Annotated in this window: 31 protein-coding genes and 1 pseudogene; 9 read left to right on the top strand and 23 right to left on the bottom strand. The window is 53.8% G+C overall.

Going from position 1 to position 26,279, the window contains the following annotated elements; all coding sequences use genetic code 11:
* Positions 1-5: 5 nt before the first annotated feature.
* A complete protein-coding gene (locus AC2FIS_RS20200) occupies positions 6-1,430 on the bottom strand; it encodes a S8 family peptidase (RefSeq protein WP_496775101.1) in 1,425 nt (474 codons plus the stop codon).
* A 395-nt stretch (positions 1,431-1,825) separates the two neighbouring features.
* Between AC2FIS_RS20200 and AC2FIS_RS20205 the strand changes: the two are divergent.
* A pseudogene (locus tag AC2FIS_RS20205) lies at positions 1,826-1,948 on the top strand (DDE-type integrase/transposase/recombinase); the annotation flags it as partial.
* A 37-nt stretch (positions 1,949-1,985) separates the two neighbouring features.
* On the opposite strand, the gene AC2FIS_RS20210 reads toward AC2FIS_RS20205, so the two are convergent.
* Positions 1,986-4,121 (bottom strand): polysaccharide biosynthesis tyrosine autokinase, encoded by a 2,136-nt coding sequence (locus AC2FIS_RS20210; RefSeq protein WP_496775102.1) that lies wholly within the window; start codon positions 4,119-4,121, stop codon positions 1,986-1,988.
* A 429-nt stretch (positions 4,122-4,550) separates the two neighbouring features.
* Positions 4,551-4,712 carry a hypothetical protein gene (locus AC2FIS_RS20215; protein ID WP_496775103.1) on the bottom strand — a complete coding sequence of 54 codons (162 nt, stop codon included), beginning with the start codon at positions 4,710-4,712 and terminating at the stop codon, positions 4,551-4,553.
* A gap of 107 nt (positions 4,713-4,819) precedes the next feature.
* Between AC2FIS_RS20215 and AC2FIS_RS20220 the strand changes: the two genes are divergently transcribed.
* From AC2FIS_RS20220 to AC2FIS_RS20230, 3 genes are read left to right on the top strand one after another with little or no spacing between them, the layout of a single operon-like run.
* Positions 4,820-6,259, top strand: a complete 1,440-nt coding sequence (locus AC2FIS_RS20220) for a phage minor head protein (RefSeq protein WP_496775104.1) — start codon at positions 4,820-4,822, stop codon at positions 6,257-6,259.
* A complete protein-coding gene (locus AC2FIS_RS20225) occupies positions 6,256-6,489 on the top strand; it encodes a CdiA C-terminal domain-containing protein (RefSeq protein WP_496775105.1) in 234 nt (77 codons plus the stop codon). Before AC2FIS_RS20220 ends, AC2FIS_RS20225 begins: the two co-directional genes overlap by 4 nt.
* The gene (locus tag AC2FIS_RS20230) at positions 6,489-6,797 is read left to right on the top strand and encodes a CDI system immunity component (RefSeq protein ID WP_496775106.1); all 309 of its coding nucleotides are present in this window, start codon (positions 6,489-6,491) and stop codon (positions 6,795-6,797) included. Before AC2FIS_RS20225 ends, AC2FIS_RS20230 begins: the two co-directional genes overlap by 1 nt.
* 842 nt (positions 6,798-7,639) lie before the next feature.
* Here AC2FIS_RS20230 and AC2FIS_RS20235 read toward each other — a convergent pair.
* Together AC2FIS_RS20235 and AC2FIS_RS20240 are read right to left on the bottom strand one after the other, a co-directional pair.
* A complete protein-coding gene (locus tag AC2FIS_RS20235) occupies positions 7,640-8,338 on the bottom strand; it encodes an MOSC domain-containing protein (protein WP_496775107.1) in 699 nt (232 codons plus the stop codon).
* The gene (locus AC2FIS_RS20240; RefSeq protein WP_496775108.1) at positions 8,335-8,880 is read right to left on the bottom strand and encodes a MarR family winged helix-turn-helix transcriptional regulator; all 546 of its coding nucleotides are present in this window, start codon (positions 8,878-8,880) and stop codon (positions 8,335-8,337) included. Before AC2FIS_RS20240 ends, AC2FIS_RS20235 begins: the two co-directional genes overlap by 4 nt.
* Positions 8,881-8,966: 86 nt before the next feature.
* On the opposite strand from AC2FIS_RS20240, the gene AC2FIS_RS20245 reads away from it, so the two are divergent.
* Entirely contained in the window at positions 8,967-9,716 is a 750-nt protein-coding gene (locus AC2FIS_RS20245) for a hypothetical protein (RefSeq protein ID WP_496775109.1), read from the top strand.
* A 57-nt stretch (positions 9,717-9,773) separates the two neighbouring features.
* The gene (locus tag AC2FIS_RS20250) at positions 9,774-10,298 is read left to right on the top strand and encodes a redoxin family protein (RefSeq protein WP_496775110.1); all 525 of its coding nucleotides are present in this window, start codon (positions 9,774-9,776) and stop codon (positions 10,296-10,298) included.
* Between the two features lie 169 nt (positions 10,299-10,467).
* Here AC2FIS_RS20250 and AC2FIS_RS20255 read toward each other — a convergent pair whose 3' ends face one another.
* A complete protein-coding gene (locus AC2FIS_RS20255) occupies positions 10,468-11,928 on the bottom strand; it encodes a catalase (protein ID WP_496775111.1) in 1,461 nt (486 codons plus the stop codon).
* A 96-nt stretch (positions 11,929-12,024) separates the two neighbouring features.
* Here AC2FIS_RS20255 and AC2FIS_RS20260 point away from each other — a divergent pair, with 96 nt between their 5' ends.
* Positions 12,025-12,969 carry a hydrogen peroxide-inducible genes activator gene (locus AC2FIS_RS20260; protein ID WP_496775112.1) on the top strand — a complete coding sequence of 315 codons (945 nt, stop codon included), beginning with the start codon at positions 12,025-12,027 and terminating at the stop codon, positions 12,967-12,969.
* A gap of 85 nt (positions 12,970-13,054) precedes the next feature.
* On the opposite strand, the gene AC2FIS_RS20265 is transcribed toward AC2FIS_RS20260, so the two are convergent.
* The 7 genes from AC2FIS_RS20265 to AC2FIS_RS20295 are packed head-to-tail and all read right to left on the bottom strand — an operon-like array spanning position 13,055 to position 17,949.
* Complete coding sequence (locus AC2FIS_RS20265) at positions 13,055-13,420, bottom strand: c-type cytochrome (protein ID WP_496775113.1); 366 nt, start codon at positions 13,418-13,420, stop codon at positions 13,055-13,057.
* Between the two features lie 39 nt (positions 13,421-13,459).
* On the bottom strand, positions 13,460-13,987 hold the full coding sequence (locus AC2FIS_RS20270) for a hypothetical protein (protein ID WP_496775114.1): 528 nt from the start codon (positions 13,985-13,987) through the stop codon (positions 13,460-13,462).
* Positions 13,988-14,000: 13 nt separating this feature from the next.
* A complete protein-coding gene (locus tag AC2FIS_RS20275) occupies positions 14,001-14,816 on the bottom strand; it encodes a formate/nitrite transporter family protein (RefSeq protein WP_496775115.1) in 816 nt (271 codons plus the stop codon).
* Positions 14,817-14,822: 6 nt separating this feature from the next.
* Positions 14,823-15,383 (bottom strand): hypothetical protein, encoded by a 561-nt coding sequence (locus tag AC2FIS_RS20280; protein WP_496775116.1) that lies wholly within the window; start codon positions 15,381-15,383, stop codon positions 14,823-14,825.
* Entirely contained in the window at positions 15,380-15,976 is a 597-nt protein-coding gene (locus AC2FIS_RS20285) for an SCO family protein (protein ID WP_496775117.1), read from the bottom strand. The genes AC2FIS_RS20280 and AC2FIS_RS20285 overlap by 4 nt, the downstream gene beginning before the upstream one ends.
* A gap of 2 nt (positions 15,977-15,978) precedes the next feature.
* On the bottom strand, positions 15,979-17,439 hold the full coding sequence (locus tag AC2FIS_RS20290; RefSeq protein WP_496775118.1) for a cbb3-type cytochrome c oxidase subunit I: 1,461 nt from the start codon (positions 17,437-17,439) through the stop codon (positions 15,979-15,981).
* Complete coding sequence (locus AC2FIS_RS20295; RefSeq protein WP_496775119.1) at positions 17,440-17,949, bottom strand: cupredoxin domain-containing protein; 510 nt, start codon at positions 17,947-17,949, stop codon at positions 17,440-17,442.
* A 105-nt stretch (positions 17,950-18,054) separates the two neighbouring features.
* Between AC2FIS_RS20295 and AC2FIS_RS20300 the strand changes: the two genes are divergently transcribed.
* Positions 18,055-18,519 carry an RrF2 family transcriptional regulator gene (locus AC2FIS_RS20300; RefSeq protein WP_298849303.1) on the top strand — a complete coding sequence of 155 codons (465 nt, stop codon included), beginning with the start codon at positions 18,055-18,057 and terminating at the stop codon, positions 18,517-18,519.
* 32 nt (positions 18,520-18,551) lie between these two features.
* On the opposite strand, the gene AC2FIS_RS20305 is transcribed toward AC2FIS_RS20300, so the two are convergent.
* From AC2FIS_RS20305 to AC2FIS_RS20350, 10 genes are all read right to left on the bottom strand, one after another.
* Positions 18,552-18,716 (bottom strand): hypothetical protein, encoded by a 165-nt coding sequence (locus tag AC2FIS_RS20305; RefSeq protein WP_496775120.1) that lies wholly within the window; start codon positions 18,714-18,716, stop codon positions 18,552-18,554.
* The gene (gene ccoP, locus AC2FIS_RS20310; RefSeq protein ID WP_496775121.1) at positions 18,703-19,575 is read right to left on the bottom strand and encodes a cytochrome-c oxidase, cbb3-type subunit III; all 873 of its coding nucleotides are present in this window, start codon (positions 19,573-19,575) and stop codon (positions 18,703-18,705) included. Before ccoP ends, AC2FIS_RS20305 begins: the two co-directional genes overlap by 14 nt.
* Positions 19,566-19,733 (bottom strand): cbb3-type cytochrome c oxidase subunit 3, encoded by a 168-nt coding sequence (locus AC2FIS_RS20315; RefSeq protein WP_496775122.1) that lies wholly within the window; start codon positions 19,731-19,733, stop codon positions 19,566-19,568. Before AC2FIS_RS20315 ends, ccoP begins: the two co-directional genes overlap by 10 nt.
* Positions 19,730-20,461, bottom strand: coding sequence for a cytochrome-c oxidase, cbb3-type subunit II (gene ccoO / locus AC2FIS_RS20320; RefSeq protein ID WP_496775123.1), 732 nt, complete (start codon positions 20,459-20,461; stop codon positions 19,730-19,732). Before ccoO ends, AC2FIS_RS20315 begins: the two co-directional genes overlap by 4 nt.
* Positions 20,462-20,467: 6 nt before the next feature.
* A complete protein-coding gene (ccoN, locus tag AC2FIS_RS20325; protein ID WP_496775124.1) occupies positions 20,468-22,090 on the bottom strand; it encodes a cytochrome-c oxidase, cbb3-type subunit I in 1,623 nt (540 codons plus the stop codon).
* Positions 22,080-22,370, bottom strand: coding sequence for a TehB family protein (locus AC2FIS_RS20330; RefSeq protein WP_496775125.1), 291 nt, complete (start codon positions 22,368-22,370; stop codon positions 22,080-22,082). Before AC2FIS_RS20330 ends, ccoN begins: the two co-directional genes overlap by 11 nt.
* Positions 22,367-23,110 carry a DUF2189 domain-containing protein gene (locus tag AC2FIS_RS20335; RefSeq protein ID WP_496775126.1) on the bottom strand — a complete coding sequence of 248 codons (744 nt, stop codon included), beginning with the start codon at positions 23,108-23,110 and terminating at the stop codon, positions 22,367-22,369. The genes AC2FIS_RS20330 and AC2FIS_RS20335 overlap by 4 nt, the downstream gene beginning before the upstream one ends.
* Positions 23,107-23,496: a group III truncated hemoglobin gene (locus tag AC2FIS_RS20340; protein WP_496775127.1), complete on the bottom strand. Its 390-nt coding sequence runs from the start codon at positions 23,494-23,496 to the stop codon at positions 23,107-23,109. Before AC2FIS_RS20340 ends, AC2FIS_RS20335 begins: the two co-directional genes overlap by 4 nt.
* Before the next feature lie 135 nt (positions 23,497-23,631).
* Positions 23,632-24,528, bottom strand: a complete 897-nt coding sequence (locus AC2FIS_RS20345) for a catalase (RefSeq protein ID WP_496775128.1) — start codon at positions 24,526-24,528, stop codon at positions 23,632-23,634.
* Positions 24,529-24,681: 153 nt separating this feature from the next.
* The gene (locus AC2FIS_RS20350; RefSeq protein WP_496775129.1) at positions 24,682-25,650 is read right to left on the bottom strand and encodes a catalase; all 969 of its coding nucleotides are present in this window, start codon (positions 25,648-25,650) and stop codon (positions 24,682-24,684) included.
* 87 nt (positions 25,651-25,737) lie between these two features.
* Between AC2FIS_RS20350 and AC2FIS_RS20355 the strand changes: the two genes are divergently transcribed.
* Entirely contained in the window at positions 25,738-26,196 is a 459-nt protein-coding gene (locus tag AC2FIS_RS20355) for a MarR family winged helix-turn-helix transcriptional regulator (protein WP_496775130.1), read from the top strand.
* Positions 26,197-26,279: the final 83 nt, after the last annotated feature.

Raw genomic sequence — 26,279 nt, forward strand, 5'->3', positions numbered from 1 at the left:
CCCAGTTAAGAGCGCATGTTACTTGCGGCAATTTCTCTTGGCCCAAAGCCGAACGGCCAGGGCGGTTCGGGGGCCTCACGGTCCCGTCGATGGTTATCAATCAGGTTCCCGGCTGCCTCGAGTGCCCGTGCCATGTTGAGGACACCTGCCCCCCGCCGCGGATCGGTGGGGCGACCCTCGGTCCGTGCGCTGTCACGGATCAACCTCCGGATTGTGCTTTCCTTGAAGGTGACGCGCCGAGCACGCCCGAGAGAAATAATCAGGGCGGCCGTGGCGCTGACGAAAGGCGCTGCATGTGAAGTTCCGTCGCGGAACCGGTATCCGTTGTCCAGATCGGCAGAGTAGATCGACGAGCCCGGTGCCGTGATATCCAGATGCGGACCCCAGCCGGAAAAAGCCGTCACGCGCCCAAACGGATCGATTGCACCAACCGTGATCACCCCAGGAACCGCACCGGGATACACCGGGCTGTTGGTACCGTGATTGCCAGACGCCGCGACTGTCACGACATTGCGCATCCGCGCGTATCGGATCACCCGGGCATGCGGGGCCAACCCGGATGAGGCACCCAACCCAAGCGACAGGTTGATGACATGTGCCCCCCTGTCAGTCGCTTCCTTCACAGCTGCATCTATATCGCCGGGTGTTCCGACCCCGACTTTCGAGCCGTTCTCAATCGCGGTGCCCAACACGCGGTAAGCCATAAGCGAACATAGCCCGGCGGCTCCCACCGGCATATCAAGGCCCAATGCGCCAATGGAGCCTGCCACATGGCTGCCATGGCCACCATCGTCATCCCAGTTTGAATCGCGGTGCCGGATATCGCCAATCAGGGTACCCATTCCGGGATGCGACCAGTCCTCTGCCCCAAGCGTGACAAAGTCGTAGCCACCGCTGACCTTGCCGCGAAACTCCTTATGGTCGCGTGAAATACCACTGTCGAGCACGGCGACACGGATATCCGGATCACCGGGCATCTTTGCCAGTGCGACATCGGCATCAATGGCTTCAAGCGCCCAACTGCCGGGTTTTCCGGTTACCGCCGCAGCTGGGTCCTTTGACGGGGAACGCTGGAAGACCTGCGCCCGAACTGGGCGTATTTCAGTAATCAAGCCCTTTGACGAGAGCGTTTTTATGGCATCCGCAACCGCGTTTGGGTCCGACCCACCGATCCTAATTTGCCGGTGAAGGGAAGCAGCGCGTTCATCCTTTGTCGCATCAATCGCATCCGAAGCCGGGTCATCCGGGACACAACGATGTGCCGCCGGAAGCGGTCTTCCAATTCGAACGCCAAACGACAACCGCGCCCAGTTTCGGTCCTTCGAAATGTCCCGAGCGCGCACTTCTTGGCCCTGCGCCCAATGCGGCAGGCTAAAGGCACCAAAAGGTGGATCGATGTCTTGGCGCAGTGTAACGTCATAAACGTCCATGCAAGCACCAATTGGATGTAGATTAATTCGCGCGGCACTAAGGAATTAAGGGCAAAACAGCACTGATCGCCGCAAATCGTTCATAACATAATGTTTCGATTCTTTCAATTATAGCGAAAGTTTTTACCTATTGGCGCCTAAATAGTTGCAAACGCTGACTCAGTGGGAAATGGCTCGGCGCATGGGTTGGGATCCAAATTCCGCATTTTTGGTCAGATCTAATTGAAGTTCCACAGAGTGGCGGTGGTTAGCGATGTCCAAGAATCGCTTTGCTGCTTTTTGCAAGTCGAAGTGATTGCGTTGATGCTGGTTCATCCCAATCTTGCCGGGCGCATTTCCATCTGTAGAACGCGCGATTAAGCTGTCTTCACCATTTAGACGTCCGGGGGATTGTTTGGCATCTCGATGAATGTGTTGTGAGAACCTCTGGTCGTAAGTACTGGCTTTGGCGCGCGGTCGATCAACATGGCATTGTGCTGGGCAAAATACTCCAACCGAAACGGAACAAACAGGGCGCCCCACCGACATGCAGTCTTATTGCTCCGATGTTCGCCTTTAGTTGCTGTAGTATTTGTTGGCATAGCTGCCGTATGAATAACCGTAGTGTTTGGCATTGCGAGCGTTGATCTGACCCAAAACAAGACCGGTCAGGCGCTGGTTGTCAGTGTGGAACAGTCGCATGGCCTCGGTGACATCCTGCTCGGAGGTGGCGTTCCACTTGACCGTCAACAACACTGCATCCGCATTGCGCGCAATCAGGCGAGCGTCAGACACCAACAGCGTCGGCGGCGTGTCGATCAAAATGATATCGTATATCTTGCGCATCTCTTCCAGAAAGAGCCGGAACCGATCCGAAGCAATTAGATCCGCCGCATTCGCCGCAGTCTTCTCGCCAGCCAAAACATCGCAACCCAAAAGGGGGTCATTAAAGATCGCCTCTTGCGCTTTTATATCGCCAGCCAGAACCGAAACGATCCCCTTCTTCGGCACCCCCTGCAACTGCGCCGTCATCGTCAGACGGCGGATGTCACCTTCAACCAACAGCACCTTCTTGCCAATGCCGACAAAGTTCTGCGCCAATGCCATCGAATTCGTCGTCTTACCTTCTTCCGGCAACGAGGATGTCATAACTACAATCTGCGGTGGGCGGTCAACATTGGACAACATCAGCGAAGTCCGCAAGTTGCGCACTGCCTCAGCTCCGGCGGAAGAGGGCTTGTTGACAAGATATTCCAGAACCTTGCGCCGGCCGCGAACGGGAAAAACCGGTATTTGGCCCAAAACACTGTACCCGGTCCTGCGCTCCAACTCGTTCGCAGTGCGATAACCTTTGTGCCTTGTCTCGTTAAGCACAACGATAGCTGCACCCACCACAACGCCCATGATCGCAGAAAGAGCGAGAATCAATGACTTTTTCGGTTCCGACGGATCGCTGGGGACTACGGCGCGTGAAAGTTGCCGACTGTCCGCTTTCTGGATTCCTTCCTGCGCCGCCGTCTCTTTCAGACGTGCCAGAAAATATTCGTACAGCAAACGGACCGCTTCTGCTTCGCGCCCCAGTTGCTGCAGCATGATCAAGTCTGCATTCTGCAGCGCTATACGTTCGCCCAGCTCTTGGGTTGATTGCGTCAAAGCCTGAACTTGCTGGGTCGCGCGCCTCGCCTCAAGTTCGGAACGCACGAGCAGGCGCTCAAAGGCGGTATCAAAGGCGGCTTCACCCGTGCTTGATGCGTTGATCTGCGAAAAAACCCGTTTTAGCTGCGGGTCCTGACTGGCTTCGACCTGGGCCGCGCGGCTATCAGCAGCTTCTAGTGCTTCGTATCGCGCCAAGGCAGAGTCGCGAGTTGCTTCAGCCGACACGCGGCGTTCGCGCAGATCCTTAAGCTGAACTTCCTGTAGTTGAAGCGCCTCGGGAGAGATTAACGCCGTTGTTGCATTGAAATCGTTGAACTGCGCTTCGGCAGTTTCCAATTCTACTTGCAACTCAGCCACGCGCATGGTCAGCCACGCGGTAGCCTGTTCGGTGGCTTCGAACTTCACTTCGATCTGGTTCAGCACGTAAAGCTCGACAATAGTGTCGGCAATCAAGGCTGATTTGCGCGGCTCTTCGGTCTCAACCGTAACCGTAAAGACCAAACTTTGCCGCACGTTGCTCACCGATGCCTTCCGGAGCAAGGCCGAAATCACACCGTCCCGAGTTTGCTGCCCGGCTATATCCTCGGGCACCTGTTCGCGTTCGCTCCCTAGCCCGAGCAAGGATTTGACAAACTGCTTGACGCCGCCCAGAGCGGATACAGGTTGAAGCGCGATATTGAACTCGGGGTCCGAGACCAGGTCCAGCTTGTCTACGACCTTGCCCATCAGCCCGCGAGACTGAAGAACTTGGAGCTCTGAATTGACCTCAACCGTGTCTCCGGCCAGACCGCCCACCACGCTTTGCAGATCAACTACACTGGCCTGTTCGGTTTCCAAAATGACGACGGCGGTGGACCGATACAATGGAACTGAGGCCACAAACGCGTAATACATCCCGAATAGAATTGCAGCTGTGGTACACAGGGCAATGATCCATTTTTCGCGCCAAAATATTCCGGCCAAATCTCCAAGGTCGAACGTGTTTTCCTCCGACGTGTCATTTATCGGGGAACGATGGGATAGACCCGCCGCGTCGTGTATCGGAGTTTGCTTCATATCGAGCTTAAGGTCCCTGATGCCAAGTATACGCAAAGCACGTGCGCTGCCGCTCTCTACATGGCTGCAAAGCATAAATAAAGGTCTCTAAATCCTCTACGTCCCACCCTCAGAAAAACGGCTGAAATTACCCTCCGGGGGATGAAAAATCCCTCAAAACAATACGCCAAATCAAATAGTTGGAGACCATCGACACCTTCTTGAGGCAGAAGCTGTCATTGTACACAAAGAACCGCCGACGCAACCTGTTCCCCGGCGGAATTATTACGGTGCACTTGGTCGTTGTTCAAGTACCTGTTGCGGATGAAAAGACTGATGACGAAGCCACGCCTGCAACTACGTCAGCCGCTTTTAAGAGGCGCAGCGGACACACGTGTGGGACGACACATAGTTTTGCCACTACCTCGTCGCTAAGTCTTTGATTTTGAATCAACTGGAATTTCTCTGGCGCACCAGTTTTACCTTTTGCGACTCAAAAATCTTCCATCTGATCAGAGCGGCCCGATAGCTGTCTTTGGTCTCAAGCGCAGAGAAAGCCTGAAAACAGCCCCGAAGCGACGGATGCTGCAGATCGCAGAATGTCTGTTTCATGACGCGGGCGCGGAGAGTTGCTTTCCTCAAGAGCGTTGCGAACGGTGATCTTAGGTTTTCTTCACCATTGGTGAATAGAATCTGTACCGCACCTGCTCGGAGGCTCCATGCAACACAGTTTCAGCGATTTCCTCAGACATGGCGGCGACGGCCAATATGTGCTCGCACGGTGCGACGGCAGCATCGTTGGTCGCCGCGCGGGGCTATCGCTCAAATCGAATTTCCCAAACTACTCTGCTTTACGCGCCGATTTGAACGAACGTCTCGACCAGGTGATTTCCGAAAACACTCGGATGCTTCTGAACGCCCTTACACCGCCTGACACAGTACCAACTGTGTCCGCATCCGATCTGAGGGATGTATCAGACGCAAAGGCAGAGGCATTTGGCTCGTGGGATGCGCACTTAAAGAATATTTTCAACGAATACCAAAATCATCCGCAGCGATTTCGGCCATTGCGAACAGCAATGGAGGAACGTCTCGTACGGGCATTTGCAGGACTAATCAATCAGCTCCGGCAGGAAAACCTCGGGATTGAGCAATATATCTGGCGCTCGCAAGATGATGCCAAGGTACGTGACAACCACGCTGCATATGATGACCGTGTTTACCGATGGGACAATCCCCCAGAAGGCGGTCATCCGGGCGAGGCGCACAATTGTCGGTGCTATGCCGAACCTGTTTTGCCGGGAGTACAGAGCAATGTGGTGCTCGCTGATTTTGCACCCGCGGCCAATGGTGTCCCTGCTCTCGACCCAACTGATGCGATACGCGGCTTGCGAGCTCTGACTGGAATTGGCGTGGCGCTTCTTGCATCTGACGCGTTGCAAGACTGGACGGAAGCTATGCGTGATCAGCGTGTCGACGCGGCGGGCGCGCGACTTGGGGTCGATGTGACTACTGTCGAAGGCCGTCTGGCCGCAACCGCATATGCCCTCGTGCAGGAAGGAATCAGTAGCGGCGGTTATCCAGTCCTTCCCAAGAACCCCGATTTTGCGCGTATCGGCGCAGAGGCCGCAGCGATTTACGAGTTGATGAATCCCGGCACCATTCTGGAAACAGGCGTTGGCGGCGACCCCGCCAAGCAGCACGATTTGCAGGATTTTATTGAAGCCGCTGGTGAAGCATTTACACAAGGTGAATTAAGGCTTCAGGACGGCGAATTGGCACAAGGCTGGATCGAGGTATTCCCCGAACTGACGGAAGATGAACGCCGCTTGGGGCAACTGCCGGGCTTCACTCTGGAACGGATCGAACAATGGCTCGAAACGTACCCGATTGAAGAGCTTGGTCTGCCTAATCACACCGGATCGCTGATCCCTGATGATCCGGCCGACAACATCATCTCGACTCCGATCCCCGCGGAAACAGGGCCGAACATCGTTGCAGTCAGGCCAGGTGACCCGACAGCAATCAATCCCAATTCAGATGAGTCGGCACAACGCGGGCATCGGCGAGAAAATGAATCTGCCCAGATTTGGGGCAAAATGGCTTTGACATCATTCAGAACCCGGCGGTCGACGGGCCAAAACGTCCCGATTATTTGATCAACGGAGAGATTTACGATCGCTACGCACCGTCAACGGACAGCGCCCGAAATATTTGGGATACGGTTAAAGAAACAATCGACAAGGGACAGACTGAAAACGTTGTCATCGGTCTGCAAGATAGCGATGTAGATGAAAACGCCCTTGGACAACAGTTTGAAAACTGGCCCATTGAAGGGCTTGGCGATGTGATTATCATTCGCCCTGACGGAACAATTGGGAGGCAGTGATGGCAATCGAGTATAAAATTTATACTGACCTTGACGCCGAAACGTTGAAACGCCTCGCCGAGATTGCAGCCAAAGGCACGCAGGACCTTTGGGAGGACTGGTGGATTCGTGATGATTTGGGGCCTTTCCACGAAGAGATCATGGAGGAGTACGGTGTCCAAAAAAGATTCAGCACTTCAATGGGTTCCCGGCATTCAAAGGATCGGAACGTCGAGGCGCGCGCTAGATTAACAGAGTTTTTTGACTCCTTGCCAGGAAGGAAACTCATTTTGAACGGCGACAGCTTCGTCGAATATCGGGAGAGCTAAGAGCAGAGAGCAGCCATTGGTGAGGTCGCAGCAAAAGGCGGGTTTGTTGCGCATTGTCGTCGTCGCCGAATGGAAACTCGAATGGCACTTTACCGCAACCTTGGCGTGATTGGCCAGATCATAACGAACTGAGAACATTGCTGAAGCGGTTTTATGTGAAGCGATCTCTGGTTGAGTGGTGGCCAGGTTCCAAAGCAGCGTATCGCCTGAATGTATGAACTTAGAAGAGAGGCTAACGGCAGGAATGGGCTCGCAGCCGACATTCGGTCATTTCACTCAGACAATTGACGGGCACCTAGGGGTCAAGGTCGGCAACGCCGCTCTCCAGGGCGCGAGTGATCAACGAAGTAACAGGCGGCTTCGCCGTCTGGTCTACAAATCAGCCCTGATTTCCGAAAGGGAAGTCAGATCAAACTAAACTGTCTGCGAGAGTATGAAATGCGGGCGGCGTGTTAGTTGATGACGTAAAGGTCAAAATCAACTGATATCCAACATCGGGGGTGCCTTACGATGTCGAACGTTCACCCCGTTTTTGGTCCAACTGTGACGGTTGGGTCAGGTTCGTGTGACGTTCAACAGGATATGTGGAACGTCACTGATATTTGACTCAATTGACGGCCAAAACCTCAATAAACAGGTCAATCACGTCATTCAATTTTGACCCAAACGTCAAGCATTTCTGGCCCAAGGTGATTAATGGCAATTCATCAATGCTGAAGTTGATGTCTCATTTCTTGCCTGCTCCACCCAGCGACTGACAAACGCGGATTTGACCATCATGGAGTTGAGAAGGTTACTAAGCTCGAGGAAACTACGTCACGACTGAACGCGCGTTGGATGTCTTATCCTGAGCCTCCAAGCCTTGCCGATGTATCCTCCTTGGCATTGCCCTCAGCCATTCTGCCAAAAGCTTGTCGCCAACCTTCAGCAAGTTCTTTCATCTGAGACAAAACCTCGGCATCTTCTGGCGATATGCGACGAGTCAGCCGTGCGCGTGTAACAGCCAATACAGACCAATTCGGATTTGGCCTTTCAGCCAAGGTGATCCGATCACCGGCGCCAACTTCGCCAGGTTCGAGTACACGATAGTACCATCCGGTGCGGCCCGTCTTCTGAAACTGGTAAGGCATTTCCTTGCGCCCCGTATGTAGCCCAAGTTTCCAGCACGGCTGCCGCCCCTGGCTAATTTGAACTACCGCCGTCCCGAGTGACAGGATGTCGCCGATGCAGAGGTTTTCCTCGGTCAATCCTGTCGTAGAAATGTTCTCGCCAAACGCCGCCGGCATTGTGCCGGGTGCCATTAGGTCCTCTGCATGCCAAGCCGAATAGTGATCAAAATCATAATGATGGATGGCTTTGTCTTCACCACCATGCACGGTCAGGTCCGCCTGAGCGTCCCCGGAAAATCCAAGCGAGGTAATGGCTTGCCGCCCGTCCACCCGGCCTTTCTGAATGGCAGACGGTGGTTTACCTTCCCAGCGATCTCTGATGGCTCCAAGGAAAATGCCGTCGATGTTTGCCGACAGTTCTGGATGGTTCATCTAGCTTCCTCGTGCTCAATGCAGATCTTGTCTTTTTCGCCGGGCTCCAATGAAACACCCAACAATTTGCAAAAACCGTATTCCGTCGTGACATCGTGATGGGCGCAGGATTTGCATTGGCCGAACGATCGGCCTCCATTTGCGGCCAAAGCCAGACTGAGGCTTTGCATCAGCCCCTGCTCAAGCATGGCTTGGTTTTCTAAGGGCATATCTCCAATTGCCTGAGCAACAGGATTTGGCTGACGTACGATCTCGCCCCCTTCCTTTGTGAGTTCGTAGGAAATCGACCGTTGATCATGTTCTTTGCGATGCTCTTCTACATAGCCTTTGCGCGCCAAAGCTTTGAGCGTCTGTGACATCGTTCCACGGGTTGTACCGATGTATTCTGCAACATGCGACGGCGAGCGCGAGAACAGGTTCGCCTCAGCGAGGTACTCAAGCGCCATTCTCTGTGTCGGGTTCAAATCTCCCGCCCATCCTTCGGAAGCATCAATCCGGGCCAGACGGTTGATCAGTGTGCGTATGCGACGATCTGTTTTCATAACACTTTTAGTAGCGACTCGAAATTATAGTTGCAATGTATTTCTCATTATAGTAGCGACTCGCTATCTTTTATTTGGAGGCACCTATGAAACTTTCAACGCTCACTTCCACTCTGGCCTTGTTCATCGGCAGCACGGCTTTTGCTGATGAGAACCATGCCATTCATCAGGATGGCGCGATCATATCTTCGGCAGACGCCAGTAAAGTCTCGGACTTTGACATTCTGGCCGCGCACGCGCACCGCAATGGAAACACCGTCACTTTTCACATGACAACGAATGGAGTGGCTGGCGCCTCGGTTCCGGTGGCAACCGGAGAGGTCGGTGGATCTGACGTCTGGTCATATGTCTGGCCTACTTCTTTGGACCCTTCGGCCGTTGGGTTCGAAGGCGGCACAGGCATCCTTGCAATGGCCGCAACCAGTCATCCAGATTTTGACGACACACCGCTTTTTGACGAGAACGGCGACGGAGATCCGGCCAATGACGGCATCGAATGGCACAGCCACTGGGTTGTGTTGACCCCGACCGAAGCGTGCGGACCCGACGCGCTTGCCGTACGGGACATCCCCGAAGGTTCCACACCCAAGCTACCTGCGACATGGCCTGGGTTCCCGATCTTTCTGGACAGCCCAGGGTTTACACCGCTGTTCGACGGGCCCGAAATTACGGTGAATGCGGGCTTCGCCAGCGACGTTGAACTGGATGGTGTCGCTTACGACGGCGTTACATCAGCTTTGAGGGTTAACGCGAATATCCATGCGCCCTTGCTGTGCGTCACAGATGTTTTCGACGTCGCATCTGGCGACCTGAGCCTGCCGGGCAAACTTCACTGAAATTCGACCGTGCAGCCGCCGATCCCAAGGCGGCTGCCTGCTAAAGAGGACGAGAATATGCAAACACCAGAACTAGACGTATCGGAATGGTTCAACACAGACACACCCCTGACTTTAGGCGGCTTAAAAGGACGGGTCGTCGTCATTGAGGCATTTCAAATGTTGTGCCCAGGATGCGTCCTGCATGGCATTCCTTTGGCGCAGTCGATTCAGAGGACGTTTCCTGAAGAAAAGGTAGCCGTGATTGGCCTGCACACTGTTTTCGAGCATCACAGTGCCATGACACCGGTATCTCTGAAGGCTTTCTTACATGAATATCGCATCACCTTCCCTGTTGGCGTGGACAAACAGGGCGCAGGACCATTGCCGAACACGATGTCTCGCTTTGGCATGCGCGGAACACCAAGCCTTGTCCTGTTGGATCAGACGGGGCGGATCGTTGCGCATCACCTTGGCCAGGTTTCTGAACTGCAATTGGGATCAGAGATTGGCGGCCTTCTGACACAGGGGGCCGTGTCGACCAAAAGCGGTCCCATCACTGTCGGTCAAAGTGAAGACACAGCAGGTTGCTGCAATGTGTGAACGGGCCATGGTGCCCGAACACGGAAAGACAAATCGCCATTCCCGGTCGCCAGAACCCGGTTTTGCCAACCACGGCGACAGGAAACCCAAAACCGCGTTGCGTCGTTCATCCATGAACGCCAATCGGTATCGCGCAAGTTCCCGAAGGTCGGGAACTTGCCAATTGATTTCACTCAGCGGGTTCACCCGCGATGCTCAAACCAAGAGCCTTTGCGACGCCGGCACCATATGCGGGATCTGCCTTGAGACAGTTCGATATGTGGCGGATCTGGATTTCCTTCCTTGCAGCTCCAATCGCGCGGGCAGTGTTTTTGAACAACACTTTTTGTTGCTCCGGCGTCATCAGGCGGAACAAATCACCGGGTTGCGAGAAATAGTCATCATCCTCGCGGTGGTTCCAATGATCCGCAGCACCTTCGATGGACAAAGGTGGTTCAGAGAAATCCGGTTGCTCGGACCATTCGCCATGCATGTTGGGTTCATAGCCAATCCGAGATCCGGCATTGCCGTCGACCCTCATCGCGCCATCACGATGGTAGGAATGATACGGGCAACGAGGCGCATTCACCGGGATCTGGGAATGGTTGACACCCAACCGATATCGCTGAGTGTCGCCATAGGAAAACAGACGTCCCTGCAGCATCTTGTCCGGCGAAAAGCTGATACCAGGCACGATTGTAGACGGCGCGAAGGCAGCCTGTTCCACCTCGGCAAAGTAGTTCTCGGGGTTCCGGTTCAATTCCAGTTCGCCAACCTCAATCAGCGGATAGTCCTCATGCGGCCAGACCTTGGTCAAATCAAATGGGTTGAGGTGATACGTACCCGCATCCTTCTCTGGCATGACTTGGACATAGAGCGTCCATTTGGGAAAATCACCGTCTTCGATAGCGTCGAAAAGATCACGCTGATGGCTTTCACGGTCACCAGAGATGATCTGCGCGGCTTCCTCATCAGTGAGGTTTTTGATCCCTTGCTGGGTTTTGAAATGGAACTTGACCCAGAAACGTTCGTTATCCGAGTTGATAAAGCTGAATGTGTGGCTGCCAAAGCCGTGCATGTGTCGGTAGGTTGCAGGAAGCCCCCTATCAGACATGACAATCGTCACCTGAAGCAAAGCTTCGGGAAGGCTAGTCCAGAAGTCCCAATTGTTGTCCGCACTGCGCATGTTCGTTCGCGGATCACGTTTGACGGCATGATTAAGATCGGGAAACTTCAGCGGATCGTGAAGGAAAAACACAGGGGTATTGTTCCCAACCAGATCCCAATTGCCCTCTTCAGTGTAGAACTTTACCGCAAAGCCTCGGATGTCCCGTTCCGCATCCGCTGCGCCGCGTTCTCCTGCAACGGTCGAGAAGCGCAGGAAGAGATCCGTCTTCTTGCCAACATCAGAGAACAATTTGGCGCGTGTATAGCGGGTGATGTCGTGGGTCACTGTGAATGTACCGTAAGCGCCGGACCCTTTGGCATGCATCCGGCGTTCGGGGATCACTTCGCGATCAAAATGAGCCATCTTCTCGAGAAACCAAACATCCTGAAGCAGCGCAGGACCACGCGGCCCCGCCGTCAGAGTGTTTTGGTTGTCGGGCACTGGCGCGCCAAACGCGGTGGTCAGTTTCGGTTTGCTCGTCATGTCAATCTCCTGAGTTGATATTGGCAGGACAAAACCGAAAACCGCCGAATTACTCCAACTTATATAAATTATCCGATCGATAATCAGAGGTGATGCATGGTCAGAAAAACCTCAGTCACAGGTCTTTCACTCAGAGATCTTGAGTACATTCAAAGCATTGCCGAAGAAGGTCATTTTGGCCGGGCGGCTGATATCTGTGGGGTTTCACAACCTGCAATCAGCCAACAGGTATTGAAGCTGGAGGCCCGACTTGGATTCTCGATTTTCGAACGACAGGGACGGCATGTCTCTTTGACCGCAAATGGCCGGATAGTTTTGCAAAAAGCAGAAACCCTTCTGACAGAGGCCCGTGAACTGTTGGAATTGTCGAGGAGCCTGAGTGACAATCTGGAAGGTGAGTTAAAATTCGGAGTGCTTCCAACGCTTGGACCATACCTGCTCCCGCTCATCTTGAAGTCTCTCAAATCGGCTTATCCCAAGTTAAGGCTGTCACTGTTCGAAGAACCCACGCATGTTCTTGAAGAGATGCTCACCAAACGGTCGCTGGACGCTGCGCTGATCGCAACCGACCCAAAACAGCCTGCACTAAGCGCGCTTGAGCTGTTTCATGAACCATTTGTTTTTGCCTGTCCCAAGGATATGGATCTCAAACCCAATGAAAAGGTTCGCTGGTCCAAGGTTTTGTCCTCACAGCTCGTTCTGCTTTCTCAAGAACACTGCCTACGGGATCAGACCGTTGCGTTTTGCGACCGGATTGACCGACCAGGACAAAGAGTGGCCAGCAGTCTTGAGATGCTCCGGCAAATGGTCGCGCTGGGAGAGGGTTGCGCGCTTTTTCCGGCATTGTCTGTGAGTGGCCCCGACCGTTTCGGCGGCCTGACAACAACACATCCCATTGCGGATGGGGTGTTTGGCCGTTCCATCAGACTGGCATGGCGCGACAGTGACCCGCGCATGGGGTCGCTTGAACATTTAGGGACTTTCATTCAGACCCTTATGGCTGCCCCGGAAATGACGCGGTATTTGAACGGAAAAGCTTAGAACCTGACCAACCACGGAGAAGGCAAATTAGCATTTCTTTGAGGGCAAGCATGCATGACGCCATCAAAGAAACGCCGTTGGTCTGTCACTGCAGGGATTTCAGATAGGCCAGCAGGTCTGAGATTTGCTCCGGTTTCTTTATTCCAGGGAAGGACATTTTCGTGCCCGGCAGGTACTTTTTGGGAGACGCTAGGAACCCGGATAAGTGTTCTTCATCCCAAACAAATCCGACTTCCCCCATCGCTTTTGAGTATTTGTAGTCCTCAACGGCACCAGCTTCTCGGCCCCAAACACCAAACATCGTTGGGCCCACTTTTTTCTTACCTTCGTCAACTGCATGACATGCGGCACATTTTTTGAAAAATTTTTCGCCTGCCGCCGCGTCGCCTTCTGCGGTAACGCTTTGAGCACCCGCCAGCACTATTGTGATAGCCACAAGAATACCTCTCATGAGATCGTTCCTTCCCTTTGGTTACAGATAGTTGAGAGTTCAGACTTGGACCGAAACTGCAGCCGGTCTTGTTTTTCGGAACAGGTTGCGCATTTCCCGAATGCCAGCCCAGAAAAGAAAACCGATCTTCAGCAGTTCAGCGGCGACGTAGAACAGATGCAAAGAGCTATCCCCGACCGGTTGGCCCGCGATGATCGATACCGTTCGCGTGTTCAGCAATGGTAGGAGCCAAAGCCTTTGAAACCCGAACACGCAAAGGGCGGCAATTAAAGGCAACGATGATTTCTGCCGGGACGACAGTAGAAGAACTGCAATCAACAACGCGCAAAACGCTTCGAATACCCCAATCCACAGAAACTGCATCCGCCCAACGTCCAAGGCGACCGGCAATGTCAATGACGGGGCTTGGAACTTGGCCGGAGCCGCTATCAAGTTACCGCTAATTGCAGCGCCCATCCAAACAGAGATAATCGCAATCAGTGCGATGCGGGCGGCCTCAAAAAGAGGCTCGGCATGGGGCTGGCGGTTATTAAAGACAGAGATTTTGACAGGTCGTGTCACGCTCATGATCGCGCCCTCACTAGACAGGGTGTTTGGTTGATGCTTGTGTTACGCAACCTTTAACCGTGGGTTTAGAAGCCGCTCGCCAGTAGCCGTAGCCCATGATCCCGGCACCGGCGAATGCGTTGCCCAAGGTGACATACGTCAAATTGTGGGCGGCTCCGGCCAGGGTGATGCTGTCGGGGTGATCTGAGAGCAGCGCCAGTGAAAACACGGTCATGTTCGCAACGCTGTGTTCAAACCCCGCAGCAATAAATGCATAAAGACACCAGAAGATGACGATGCATTTGGTAACGTCGTCTTTTGCGCGCGCCGAACACCACAAGGCGAGACAAACCAGCCAATTGCAGAGGATCGCTTTGGCGAACAGCTCCAACTCGGTGCCGTGCATCTTCTTGGTGGCTACCTTGTAAATCAAAGCGTCTTCGCCTGCTGCCAAGATAAGTCCACCGCCGCCCGCGACGAATAGCAATGCCAGCAATATGGCCCCGATCAGATTTCCTGCCCAACTAACGAACCAGCACCGCAGCACGTCCGACCACGCAGTACTTTTGGCAAGCAATCCGTGCGTCATGTACATGGTGTGGCCCGTGAACAACTCGGCCCCGGCAAAAACCACAAGTGTCAGGGCTATGCCGAAGCTAGCCCCCATGACGATGGGACGGATGGATGGGTCCACGCCTTGCCCAACAGAAAAGATCAGCAAGATGCCCGCCCCAACAAACGCACCTGCTTTCACAGCGAGGATCAGAAAGGCAATTGGATCTGCTCGCAGGTTGACGCCTTTCTTTTGCGCCAGTTCTGCGAACCCAATGACTGTGTCAGCATAGGTCATTTCGTATTACACTCCACAGCTTGCGCAACCGGTCGCGTTCGACCTTTGGCCACTTGGATTTCCGAACAGGATCGGGATAGCCCAGAGACAGCTCAAGCCAACAGCGAGGTAGAGAAAGGCCATGCCCAGATCCTTCTGAGCCGAGACCAGGTAAGAGTTGCAGATCCTGACAGGTGCATGCGTGTACAGAAATCCCAGCACGCCCAGCATCGACAACGCATTCGCCTTCAGAAACCCCCTCAGGACCGGGCCAAGCCTTGGCCAGGACACCCTTAGAGGAACGCCCAACAACAGCGGCAAGCTTAGGTATTTGGCAATTTCGCCCGTCGATGTCAGCGCCCAATCGACATTTCGCGGAAGCATCCAGAACAGAAAGACGGTTAAGGCGACAAGGAGCAATGGAACCGCCCATTCGCGCCGGACTTGCCTGTTCCAAACGATCAAGACCCCGGCAAGAACCAGCAATGGCATCTGAACCAAGACATGCTGGATCGGGCTTTCAATGACCGCATAACGAAGTGCGACAGCTTCGGCAGCCGCGAGTAATGCAAGGCAAAGCAACTTCATGAGCTGTGCTCCTCCAAATGGGTCAGAACAGCGTCAATCGCATCAGTGTCAAACACCGCCGAAAAGCGGCCGTCTCTGTCAATCACATGGATTGCGGCATTGTGCTGAAACCCACCCCATTCATCCGGGATGACGGTCACGTCAAACAGCTTCAGCAATGCCGGCAACTCTTCCGGCCTCGGCCGCGCGACGGTCCAGATTTTGCCGTCCGCCTCATGGGCATCTCCATAAACTGCCATCTGCTCTGGCGTATCCCGCACGGGATCGAAACTGACCGAAATCATCCGGACGGGCACTTCGCGCAGCTCCAATTGATCCCGGATCTCGGCAAAATCCGCCGCTGCAACCTGGCAGATGTCGCCGCACACAGTGTAGATAAACTCGACCAGAACCACCTCTTCCCCTTGCGGCGACAGGGGCAGCAACTGACCTGACATATCTTCCAATTGCAGGGCCGGAACTGGACGTGGTGCGCGCACCACGTCCAATCTCCGTGCGGCTTCGCTGGTGAAAGCCTGCCCTCCATCTGTGGCATGCCAGAGCATTCCCAGGCCCATGCTTGCGACCAGAACCGATGGAAGAGCGCGCGCCATCATCAGCCGTTACTCCGACCAAGTCGCAAAACAAAGCGCAGAACAAAAGCCAATGTTGCCAACACGATCAGCACGCTGAACAAAGTGCCTATACGGTCGTGCATCAGCCATTCTTCATAGTGCACTGCCCAGCGACGTGGGATCGAAGCCGCGCCAGAGAAAAGAAACACCGTCACAAACCCTGCGGCACCCGCGAGGTAGGTCACAAAGGCGACACGGTCCAGCCCGCTCATCTGGGCGATGGTTTTACCGCGAACCAGCCAGGCCATGAAACCAAAGGCCATCGCCACCTCGCCCAGCAGCAGGTAGGTGTGAAAATGCCCCGGGACCCACATAGTGTTGTGCATCACCTTGTTCACGCTGATCATTCCATCGATCGACGCGGGGATTGAGCCAACCGCCCAGCCTGCCACGGACAAAACCAGCAGCGAGGACGTCAGATCCCAGGTCATTTTTGAGCCGCGCACGTAAAGGAATGTGGAAAACGCCGTGACCGCGATGAGGGGAATGCCGCTGAAGTACGAAACCAATTGCCCGACCACCAGCATCCAGGGTGGCATGACGACATCTTGCAGCAGGTGGTGCCAGTAAACAGCCATCACGAAGATCAGTACCGCATTCCAGGCTATCGCAAACAGGCGGCTCGATTTCCATGGCTTGCCGGTGTATTCCGGCAGGATCTCATAAACCGCCGTCACAGCCATATAGATCGAGGCATTGATGAATACGTGGCCAAAGAAATAGATCAGATTCTTGGCCAGCAGCGCGTTCACCTCAAAACCCGGCACCAGCAGGTGGACAAGGCTCGCCACCAGCACTGCTGCGCCCAGGATGATCCCGATCGAATTGAATACGGTCACTGCAGCTGCTGCGACGATGGTTGGCTGTGGAGGGTTCTTGTCCTCACGCCCAAGGATCAGGTTCCAGCCCAAGGCCCGTACAAGGCTTCCATAGCGGACATGAATCTGGCGACCGAGCTCCAGATAGTACAACAAAAATCCTACGCCGATCGAAACATATCCAAGCATAAACGCAGCCGCTGCACCTGCCTCCCACGCTCCGCCGGATATTGCCGGTAACGGATACAGGAATGTCCATGCGCCGCCATATCCGCCGATGAAGATCGAGCCCAAGATCAAGGCCACACCCAACAAAAACAGGGCAAGGAATGCCCAAAAAATTCTTGGCGTCAGAACTATGTGACGGCCGCAAAAATACCACATGATTGCAGCGCCAGACAGCGCTGCTGTGCCCACCATTCCGGCGCCGTGGGCCGTCAGCAACTGATAAAACAAAGCCGGATCCACTTCGATCCATTGGCCCTGTGCCGCGCGCATGATCAAGCCAAAGACCATCATCAAGGCAAAGACCGCGCCAGAAAGAATCATGGTCAGCTTAACTGCCCCGGCCTGGGGTTCAGTGGCGTTTGATTTTTCTACGACAAGTTCAGATACAGCGCTCATTTATTCCTCCACCGCGACGACTTCGAATTCGTTGACCATGTCCTGATGCGCCACTCCGCAGAATTCCATGCACAGGACTTGGTAAGTGCCGGGTTCTTCGAACGTGTAAGAAACTTCGGTTGTGTAACCGGGGATCACCTGGACCTGCGTCAGGAGGCGGAGGTCTGAAGTGTAAATGCCCAATCCGTGGGTAACATCTTCGGTCGTGGCGCTGAAATTGATGGGCCTTCCCGCAGGGATCTCAACTGTGTCGATATCCCACCACCACTGCCCGCTGGTGATAGAAACGGTGATGGCATCGTCTGTACTGGCCAAAGCATGCGGCCATGGTCGCAATGAGCCGACTGCCACGACAACTCCGACAATCGTCATTGCCCAGATCAAGCCTGCACGTTTCGAGTTCGCATTGGGTCCGGGTTCCGGCCCGTTCGAGGCACGCGCGGCCAACCAGAAGACAAGTGACAGCGCAGCCATCAGGATCAGCGAGACCAATAGTACAACAGGCTGCATGAGCCATCTCCTTATTAGGTATTCTAAATACCTATTATTGGTGTTGAAAAAAGATGTCAACAAAATAGGCATTTTCAAAACCTATTTTTTATGGGAGATATAGCCATGCAAATTACAAAGTTCTCCGACTATGCCTTGCGCATCCTGATCCACCTCGCCACCCATGAAGAAGGGTTAATGTCGACCCGTGAAATCGCGGCGATGCAAAACCTGCCCTTCAATCACCTGGCCAAGATCTCCCAGTGGCTTACACACGAGGGCTACGTAGAATCTGTGCGTGGACGCAACGGGGGTATGCGTATGGCCTTACCTCCCAATGCGATATCGATTGGCGGCCTGCTGCGTAAATCCGAACGCGGAACCCCTTTGGTGGAATGCATGAAGGAAGACGGTGGCTGTTGTGTAATGACGCCCGCTTGTGGGTTGCTACCAATTCTAAACGAAGCTCAGGAGGCGTTTTTTACTGCCTTGGACAGCAAGACATTGCAGGACGTTTTAGAAGGAAATCGTGGAATGAAAAACTTGATCCGAGCGCTAGAAGTTAGTCATGCACTGGCTTCAGGTCATTAATACGCAAAATGAAATCGTATAAATCACGATTTTTATTTAGCAGCGCCCGGCAAGGCACCTACAATCGCCTGCCCTTCCCATGCCTCGAATGCCATGGAAAGGTGCCATGCCTTGAATCCGATGTATCCAATAAGCAAGAGCAGGAGCATCAGGTACATCGCCCTGCGGAATCGTGGGTTTTCTTCAGCTTGGCGCATCTTCTGCATTCCAGTGTAAGTACAGTGTAAGCATTCGGATCTGAGCGTCACTCAAACGTCCGTCCCACGCCGGCATCACACCCTGTCGACCAAAATGGATGCTGTGATAGATGGCGTCCCGATCGCCCCCGTAGATCCAACTTTCATCACCCAAATCTGGCGCGCCGATTTCATACCCCCCGCGGCCGTCATCACCGTGACATGCCGCGCAGTTTTCTTCGAAAACCAATCTTCCATTTTCAGCTGCCGTCGCATCATGTTGCCGTCCAGACAGGGACAAGACAAATTCCGTGACCTCCTTGACCTGCTGCATATCGATCATGCCATCCGCACCAAAGGCAAGCATCTGTGCAATCCGTGTATCGTCATGCTGCGCATTAATTCCATATCGAATGGTAGCCTCTATCTCTTCCGGCGAGCCTGACCACAGCCAATGACCGTCCAACAGATTGGGAAAGCCAACCTGTCCTTTAAGATCATTCCTGTGACAAGCCGCACAATTGTCGGCGTAAAGCTTGGAAATCGCCGCGCTATACCGCGCCTCAAGCGTAGGGTCGGCGGCCAGTTCCTCAATATCCGCGGAAGCGAAAGGCGCGAACGTCATCTCTCGATCTGCATCAGCTTGCAGAAGTGCCGTCGTAACTTCTGCGCGCGAGGAATAGCCAAGCATTCCCTTCGCGTAGTTACGCACACTCGGGAAAGATGGATAAAACACCCAATACAGCGCTGCTATGATGATACTAATCCAAAGCGCCCATCGGGCAGCCCAGGGAACGGGTGTGTCCAACTCTTTGATGCCGTCCCATTCGTGGCCTGTCAGGTCGGTGCCGGAAACGGGATCCTTTTCCTTCATCGACATGGCTGATCCTCTTCACGATCGAGTGGGGATTGGGCGGCATCGTCGTAAACCTTCCGGCGCGAGGGCCAATAGGTCCAAACAGTTGCAGCTAAAAAGACGACCAGCAGGTAGATTGCGCCCCAAGTCTTGGAGAAAACGAGAACCGTATCATGTGTCATCGTTGAACCTCCTCAAGGTTTAACGAGTCCAGATCGGCCAATGTGCCAAGAACCTGAAGATAAGCCACAAGAGCATCCATTTCCGTCAGCTTGCCCGGTTGTCCGTCATAATCCCGAACCTGAACGTTTTCACCGTAACTTTCTTGTATTTCTCCTTCAAAGTACTGCTCAGCATCCGCCTGCCATGCAGCGTCCTTTTCGGCGTTTTCGATCTGGGCGTCCGTATAGGGCACACCAGCCCGGCTGAGCGCTGTCAGCGAGGCTGCCAAATGTCCTGTCTCAAGGCGCGCCTCGGACAAAAACGCATAACCCGGCATGATCGACCCCTCGACGAGTTCTCGCGGCGCTTCCAGATGCGCCACATGCCATGCGTCAGAGTATTTGCCCCCAATGCGCGCCAAGTCCGGCCCTGTACGTTTCGAGCCCCATTGAAACGGATGGTCATACATGCTTTCGGCAGCCAGACTGTAATGCCCATAGCGTTCGATGTCAGACCGTAGGGTCCGGATCATCTGGCTGTGGCAGGCATAGCAGCCCTCGCGCACATAGATATCGCGCCCCGCAAGTTCCAGCGGCGTATAGGGCCGCATGCCTTCGACCTTTTCCACCGTGTTTTCGATTGTGAACAACGGCGCGATTTCGACAATGCCACCGATCGATGCAACCATCAGGATTGCCATGGCAAACCCAAGTGAATGGCGTTCGAGTTTTTGGTGCTGAGTGCTCATGAGGATTTACTCCGCCGGCTGCGGGACCAACGGGCCGGCTTCCCGGGTTTGGGCTTTCTTCGGCCCACTCACAGTCATGTAAATATTGTAGGCACCGATGCAGGCTCCGATCAGATACAACAGCCCCCCAATCGCACGGGCAACATAGTAGGGATGCATCGCGATTACACTGTCGAGGAAAGAAAAGAGGAAAGCACCGTCCGCATCATAGGTCTGCCACATCAGCGATTGCGTGATGCCGCTGTTCCACATCGCGCCGACGTAAATCAGCGTTCCGCTCAGGGCGAGCCAGAAGTGCCATGCCTCCAGACGCAAGGAATACACCCCGTCCCGCTTCCATATCCAGGGCACCAGTTTGTACAGGGCTCCAAAGGTGATGAAGGCGACCCAACCCAAGGCGCCGGCATGCACGTGCCCAACCGTCCAGTCGGTGTAGTGGCTTAGCGAGTTTACCGGGCGGATCGCCATGAACGAACCTTCAAATGTCGACAGCCCATAGAACAGAATTGCGACCATCATGAACCGGACCGCCGGGTCCGTCCGGACCTTATCCCAGGCCCCGTTGATCGTGAGGATACCGTTGAAAACTGAGGCCCAACTGGGGACCAGCAGAATGATCGACATGGTCATGCCAAGATACTGAACCCAATCAGGCAGGGCTGTATAATGCAGGTGATGCGATCCGGCCCAGAGGTACAGAAAAGTAATCCCCCAGAACCCTACAATCGACATGCGGTAAGAATAGATCGGCCGGTTCACAGCTTTGGGCAGGAAGTAATAGAGCATCCCGAGGAATCCTGCCGTAAGCAGGAATCCAACCGCGTTATGCCCGTACCACCACTGTGTCATGGCATCCTGCGTCCCCGAAAAAAGCGAGTAACTTTTGGGGTAAGCGATGGAGACAGGGACCGAGAGGTTGTTCACCGTATGCAGCATCGCGATGACGACGATGAAAGCCAGATAGTACCAGTTGGCCACATAGATATGCGGCTCTGCCCGCCGAGAGAGAGTCTTTAGATACAGTGCGAGGTACCCAACCCATACAACCAGCAACAAAAGATCCGCATACCATTCCGGCTCCGCATATTCCTTGGATTGGGTAATGCCCAAGGGGTAGCCGGTCGCCGCAAGGACCATGAAAAGGTTATAGCCCCAAAACACCATCCAAGGCAGTGTTTCACTTGCCAGTCTTGCCCGAGATGTGCGCTGAACGACGTAGAACGAAGTTGCGATAAGGGCATTGCCGCCAAATCCAAAGATTACCGCAGACGTATGTACCGGACGCAACCGGCCAAAATTCGACCAGAACACATCCCCGTTCAATGCCGGAAAGGCCAGTTGCCAAGCCAGAATGTCTCCGACGGTAAAACCGACCAAGGCCCAAAATAGCGCAGCTATGACACCGTAACGCGTGACCTTTTCGTTGTACTCAAGCGGAATGACCCGGGCTTCTTCACTCAATCGGGTAATCATCCAGATCAACCCCCAACCAGCAAAGATGGCGATCATCCAGCCATGCAGCACATAGGCAAGAGGTACACCCCAACCAAGAATGGCCACTCCGCCGACCAGAACTATGGCAAGGGCGAACAGGACCAAAACGTTTTCGACAGTATTGTTATTCAGCATCTGGACTCTCCTGCCGGTGAAAACGCACTTCGAATGCGACATCACCTATTGAGTTCACAGAGTGAGTTTCCTGGGGTGCAAAGACCGCCGTTTCGCCCGCAGCCAACACCAAATCTTCTTTGTTGTCTCGACGCAGCAACAGCTGACCGGATTGCACGGCCAACTGACCCCAGACACCGGCTTTCGTGCTGTGATCCTTGCGCAGTTTTTCTGGCAGAGTGTCGTGCGTGAATTGCGAGGTCGCATAATGCACCACGCCTTCTGGAAGGACTTCTGTCATTTTGCGTCTCCATGGAAAAGCTCGGCATAGGCATGCCAGGTTGAATATCCTAGCAATGGGAAAACTACGGCCAGTCCTAGCAGGCCCGTTAGAATCCCCAACAAAGTCAGCGCGGTAATCACACTGCCCCAACACAGGCAAAGTCGAAAATTGTGAGTGGTGGCATTAAAACTCAGCCCCATGGCTGAGAAGCCATCGATCTTGCGGTCTACAAGCATCGGTAGCGAAAAGGCTGAGACAGCGAACCCCAACGATGCAAACAATCCGCCGATCAAAGATCCAGAGATCAACAAAGCCCAGCCCGACGGTGTGCTGATCATCAGCAGTAGAGTGTCGGTGAAACCAGAGAACGGGCGCAGACCATAAACAATGGCGAACATGACTGTCGCGGCACGTATCCAAGTCAGGGCAAACACCATGAGGATCGCGCCGACCAAAGCAATCTGCCCTTTCGATACAAGTGGTCCAGTGTCACCGCTCGCGACCGAATACAAACCAACGGTTGCAATGGGCCCAACAAGCACGCCTCCAGCCAAAAGTGGCAGCAGAACCCAACCTTGACCGCTGAGTACAAGGCCTGCGACACACACCCATCCCAACAGAACAAGCGCAATGCCGTAACACAGGGAATACACAAGGTTCGCCTTGAAATCGCGCCATCCCGCTCGCAACCAACGCTTCACGACTTGGATTGGCGGCTCGGGAATGATCTGCGCTTTGGAATACACCGGCATGGTCATGACAACACCGGCGGGGCACCCGCCTCGCGACGAAAGTTTTCGATCCCAAAGGTCAAACCTTTTCCGATCCGGTTGGCCAAATGAGTAAAAGCTTGAGCGGTATCTGGCAGCAAAACCTGATGCGCGGTTTTCTCAAACAGGTCGAGCCACATGGGGAAATGCTCAGGAAGAACATCCGAATTCGCCAGATGAACCTGCATCGGATTTCCGGAATATCCAGGTTCTCTTAGGATCGCACCGCGCCAAAACGAAGCGATCTTTTCTTCGTGCGTCCGCCAATCCTGAATGACCTCATTGAACACAGGTCCCAATTCTGGATGCGCCCTTACCTGCACGTAAAACCGGCAAACCAATATCCCAATTTCCTCAGCGGAAATTTCAAACATCTGTGGTTTGGCAACCGTCGCAGCTGGCATCAGAATCTACTCCATTTCAGGTTCCCGCTTTTTGTCTTCTTTAATAGGTATTGTCAATACCTATTAAAGGGCCGCTGTTACCCTGACGGATACCAAACCGGCCTCTTAGACGGATCGTCTCGCCGCGGATTCCGCGTAAGCTCCGCTTCGCAGGGAAAAAACATCATCCAGGGGTACTCTAACTCCTTCAGGCATCCGGGTTGGGTCGAACACCTTTTTGGTGCTTTCAGAGCGATCATCAGGTAGCTCAACCTGAATTGTCCCAAGATCAACCATGGTATGTGTCTCACTCCAAGGCACAGTCGGATCAGACACATTGTCAGCGGCGTTCGCGATCACCAACTTCAACGACCAACGGGCGGGACCATCACAGAGCTTTTCCAGGAACCTGTCATGAAGGAAATCATCCGAGAGGGTTTCCATCTCTTCCTTGGTCAATCCCAATCGCCCACTCTCCGGCTCCAGCAGAATTCGGGCAGAGATTTCCCTTCCACTCCAATCAAACCGATAAGCATGACCAGAGTGGTATTGTTCGGACGAATAACAACGGCAGGGCGCAACAGACTTCAGATATTGTTGGTGTGGCACCGTGTTGGGGTTTGCCTCATTAAAGCCTTCTACCAACTTCGGATCCGGGGCACCGGTGTCCGGATTAGGAATACGAGCGGCAAGAAAAGCCCGGAATTGTGCCGCAGAGTTGGCAAAGAAAACCGGGTTCGAAATTAACGTCAGAACCCAAGAGTCTGATCCTTTTCCGATCTCCAGCCCAATCCCGCGCACCGTAGGGCTTTTGTCACTGATGCCCGGTTTTCCACCCCCAACGGAAAAGCGCGCCGTAGCCTTGCATTCATTGTTCAACATCGGGATCTGAACTCTCGGCTCTTCCGCCGCAGGACAGAAACGTCCCTGTGCTGTAAACCCCTTTGCGTGTGACGCGCGATAGCCATTGTGACGGCCAAACGTTCCATTCAAAGCGTCGATCAGCTTTACTGCCTGTGACATGACTTTCTCCTTGGTCAGTTATCGAGCAGGCCGGGAAAGCCCTCTTTAAAATAGCTCTATTGCCCATGCATTTTGCTCATTGAGAATACGTATTTCCGGCAGCGCAGAGCATCACAGGAAATCAATTGACCCGCTGGTTTAGCGGACCCGAAGTTATTCTTTTTCGGACAACCGCTTTCCCACGCCATGTGCGTAGATCAACGATCGCGCTTGCAACATGGGATCATTGGATGGCGCAAAGCCTTCGCTCAAGATCAGCGGGTCAAAGTTGATCTCGTCACACCGCCCGTCGGCCTCGGTCATCACAGCAAACGCTGTGAAGCGAGCTGAAACGATTTCTGTGTGATCGCCGGTCCACTGAACAGAGGGATCTTCGACATCGTCATCAGTGTTGGCCAGAACGATAACCATATCCCAGGACACGCCACCGTTGGCGATATTGGCTTGCATGTTTTCAATGAAGAAATCGGGGTGGGTGTCAACAACGATACCCTCCTGCCCTGATGGGCGGAAATAGAACCGCACCGCGGTTTCCTGGCCCGTGTCATTCACAAGGAGGAAGGAATTCACACTGTTGAACGTTGTGCCCTCAAAAGGGCGAAGCGTCTTATCCAGCGCGCCATGGTATTCGCTGTAGGTCTTCAATGAAGGGTTGGCTGCTGCAAAAGCCTTGGTAGCCTCAGCTCCCGACCCTTTGGCGCGCAAGAGCTCAATAAATGCTTCGCTAGTGGGTACAGGGAAGAAATGCTCGGTATTCATGGCGATCACGTGCAGGTCATCATCCGGCGTGGTGATCTCCATGGATAACCCAAGCAACCCGTATTTGTCGTCTGCCGGGTTTGCCTTACCGCCCTTGTGAGACACCCGGGCGATAACCGTCGATTCATTGGTAAATAAGGGGCTGTTGGAGTACGTTTTGATAGCCTCGTCTACTGGCGCAAGCGTGCCCTCAACGCAAAATCCTTTAGTGTGATTTCGACGTTTACCTTCAGACACGCCGAACAAGTCTTCGAATGCAGTGAGACCTTTCTCAAAATCAAAGTCCCCTTCAGCGACGGCAGGTGCCGCCGCCACAGAAAAGCCAATAGCAATTATGCTGCGTCTGATCATTACATCCTCCATATGCATTTACTTCGCTAGCTAATATTTAGCTTCCTAATTATTTGCAAGTAAAAACTTCAGATGCTAAAAGGTGTTCGAGATCAAAAAATGAAAGTCGCCATCGTGCCCAAGACAATAAAGCCTGAGACCGGCGAAGATGTTCGGCTGGACAATCAGTTGTGTTTTGCGGTCTACGCCGCCTCGCACAAGATAGAGCAGCATTACCAAGTACTTTTGAAGGCTCAAGGGTTAACCTACACCCAATATCTGGTCCTGATGGCATTGTCCGAAGAGGATGAAGTTTCCATTTCCACTTTGGCTAAACGGCTTGACGTTTCCGGGGCAACAATGACGCCGCTGTTGCGGCGCCTTGAGGAAAAAGATCTGTTACGGCGTGAGACCCGGGACGGCAACGAGCGTCAGAAGATTGTTACTCTGACCGAAACAGGGCGCAGCATCTGGATAAAAAGCTGCGGGATATCATCAGAAGTCTTTTCCCAAATTGGCCTTACTCAACATGAGGCAGACGACATCATCCGAATTTGCAAGAAAATCGCAGGCAAGTAATCCGTTGTCGAAATGCGAATGGCATCACAGATTTTCTCTAAAGTTTTCCAAATATTAACTCAGTACCTTCAAAACAGTGTCCG

The sequence above is a fragment of the Ruegeria sp. CDSB113 genome, from assembly GCF_059611045.1.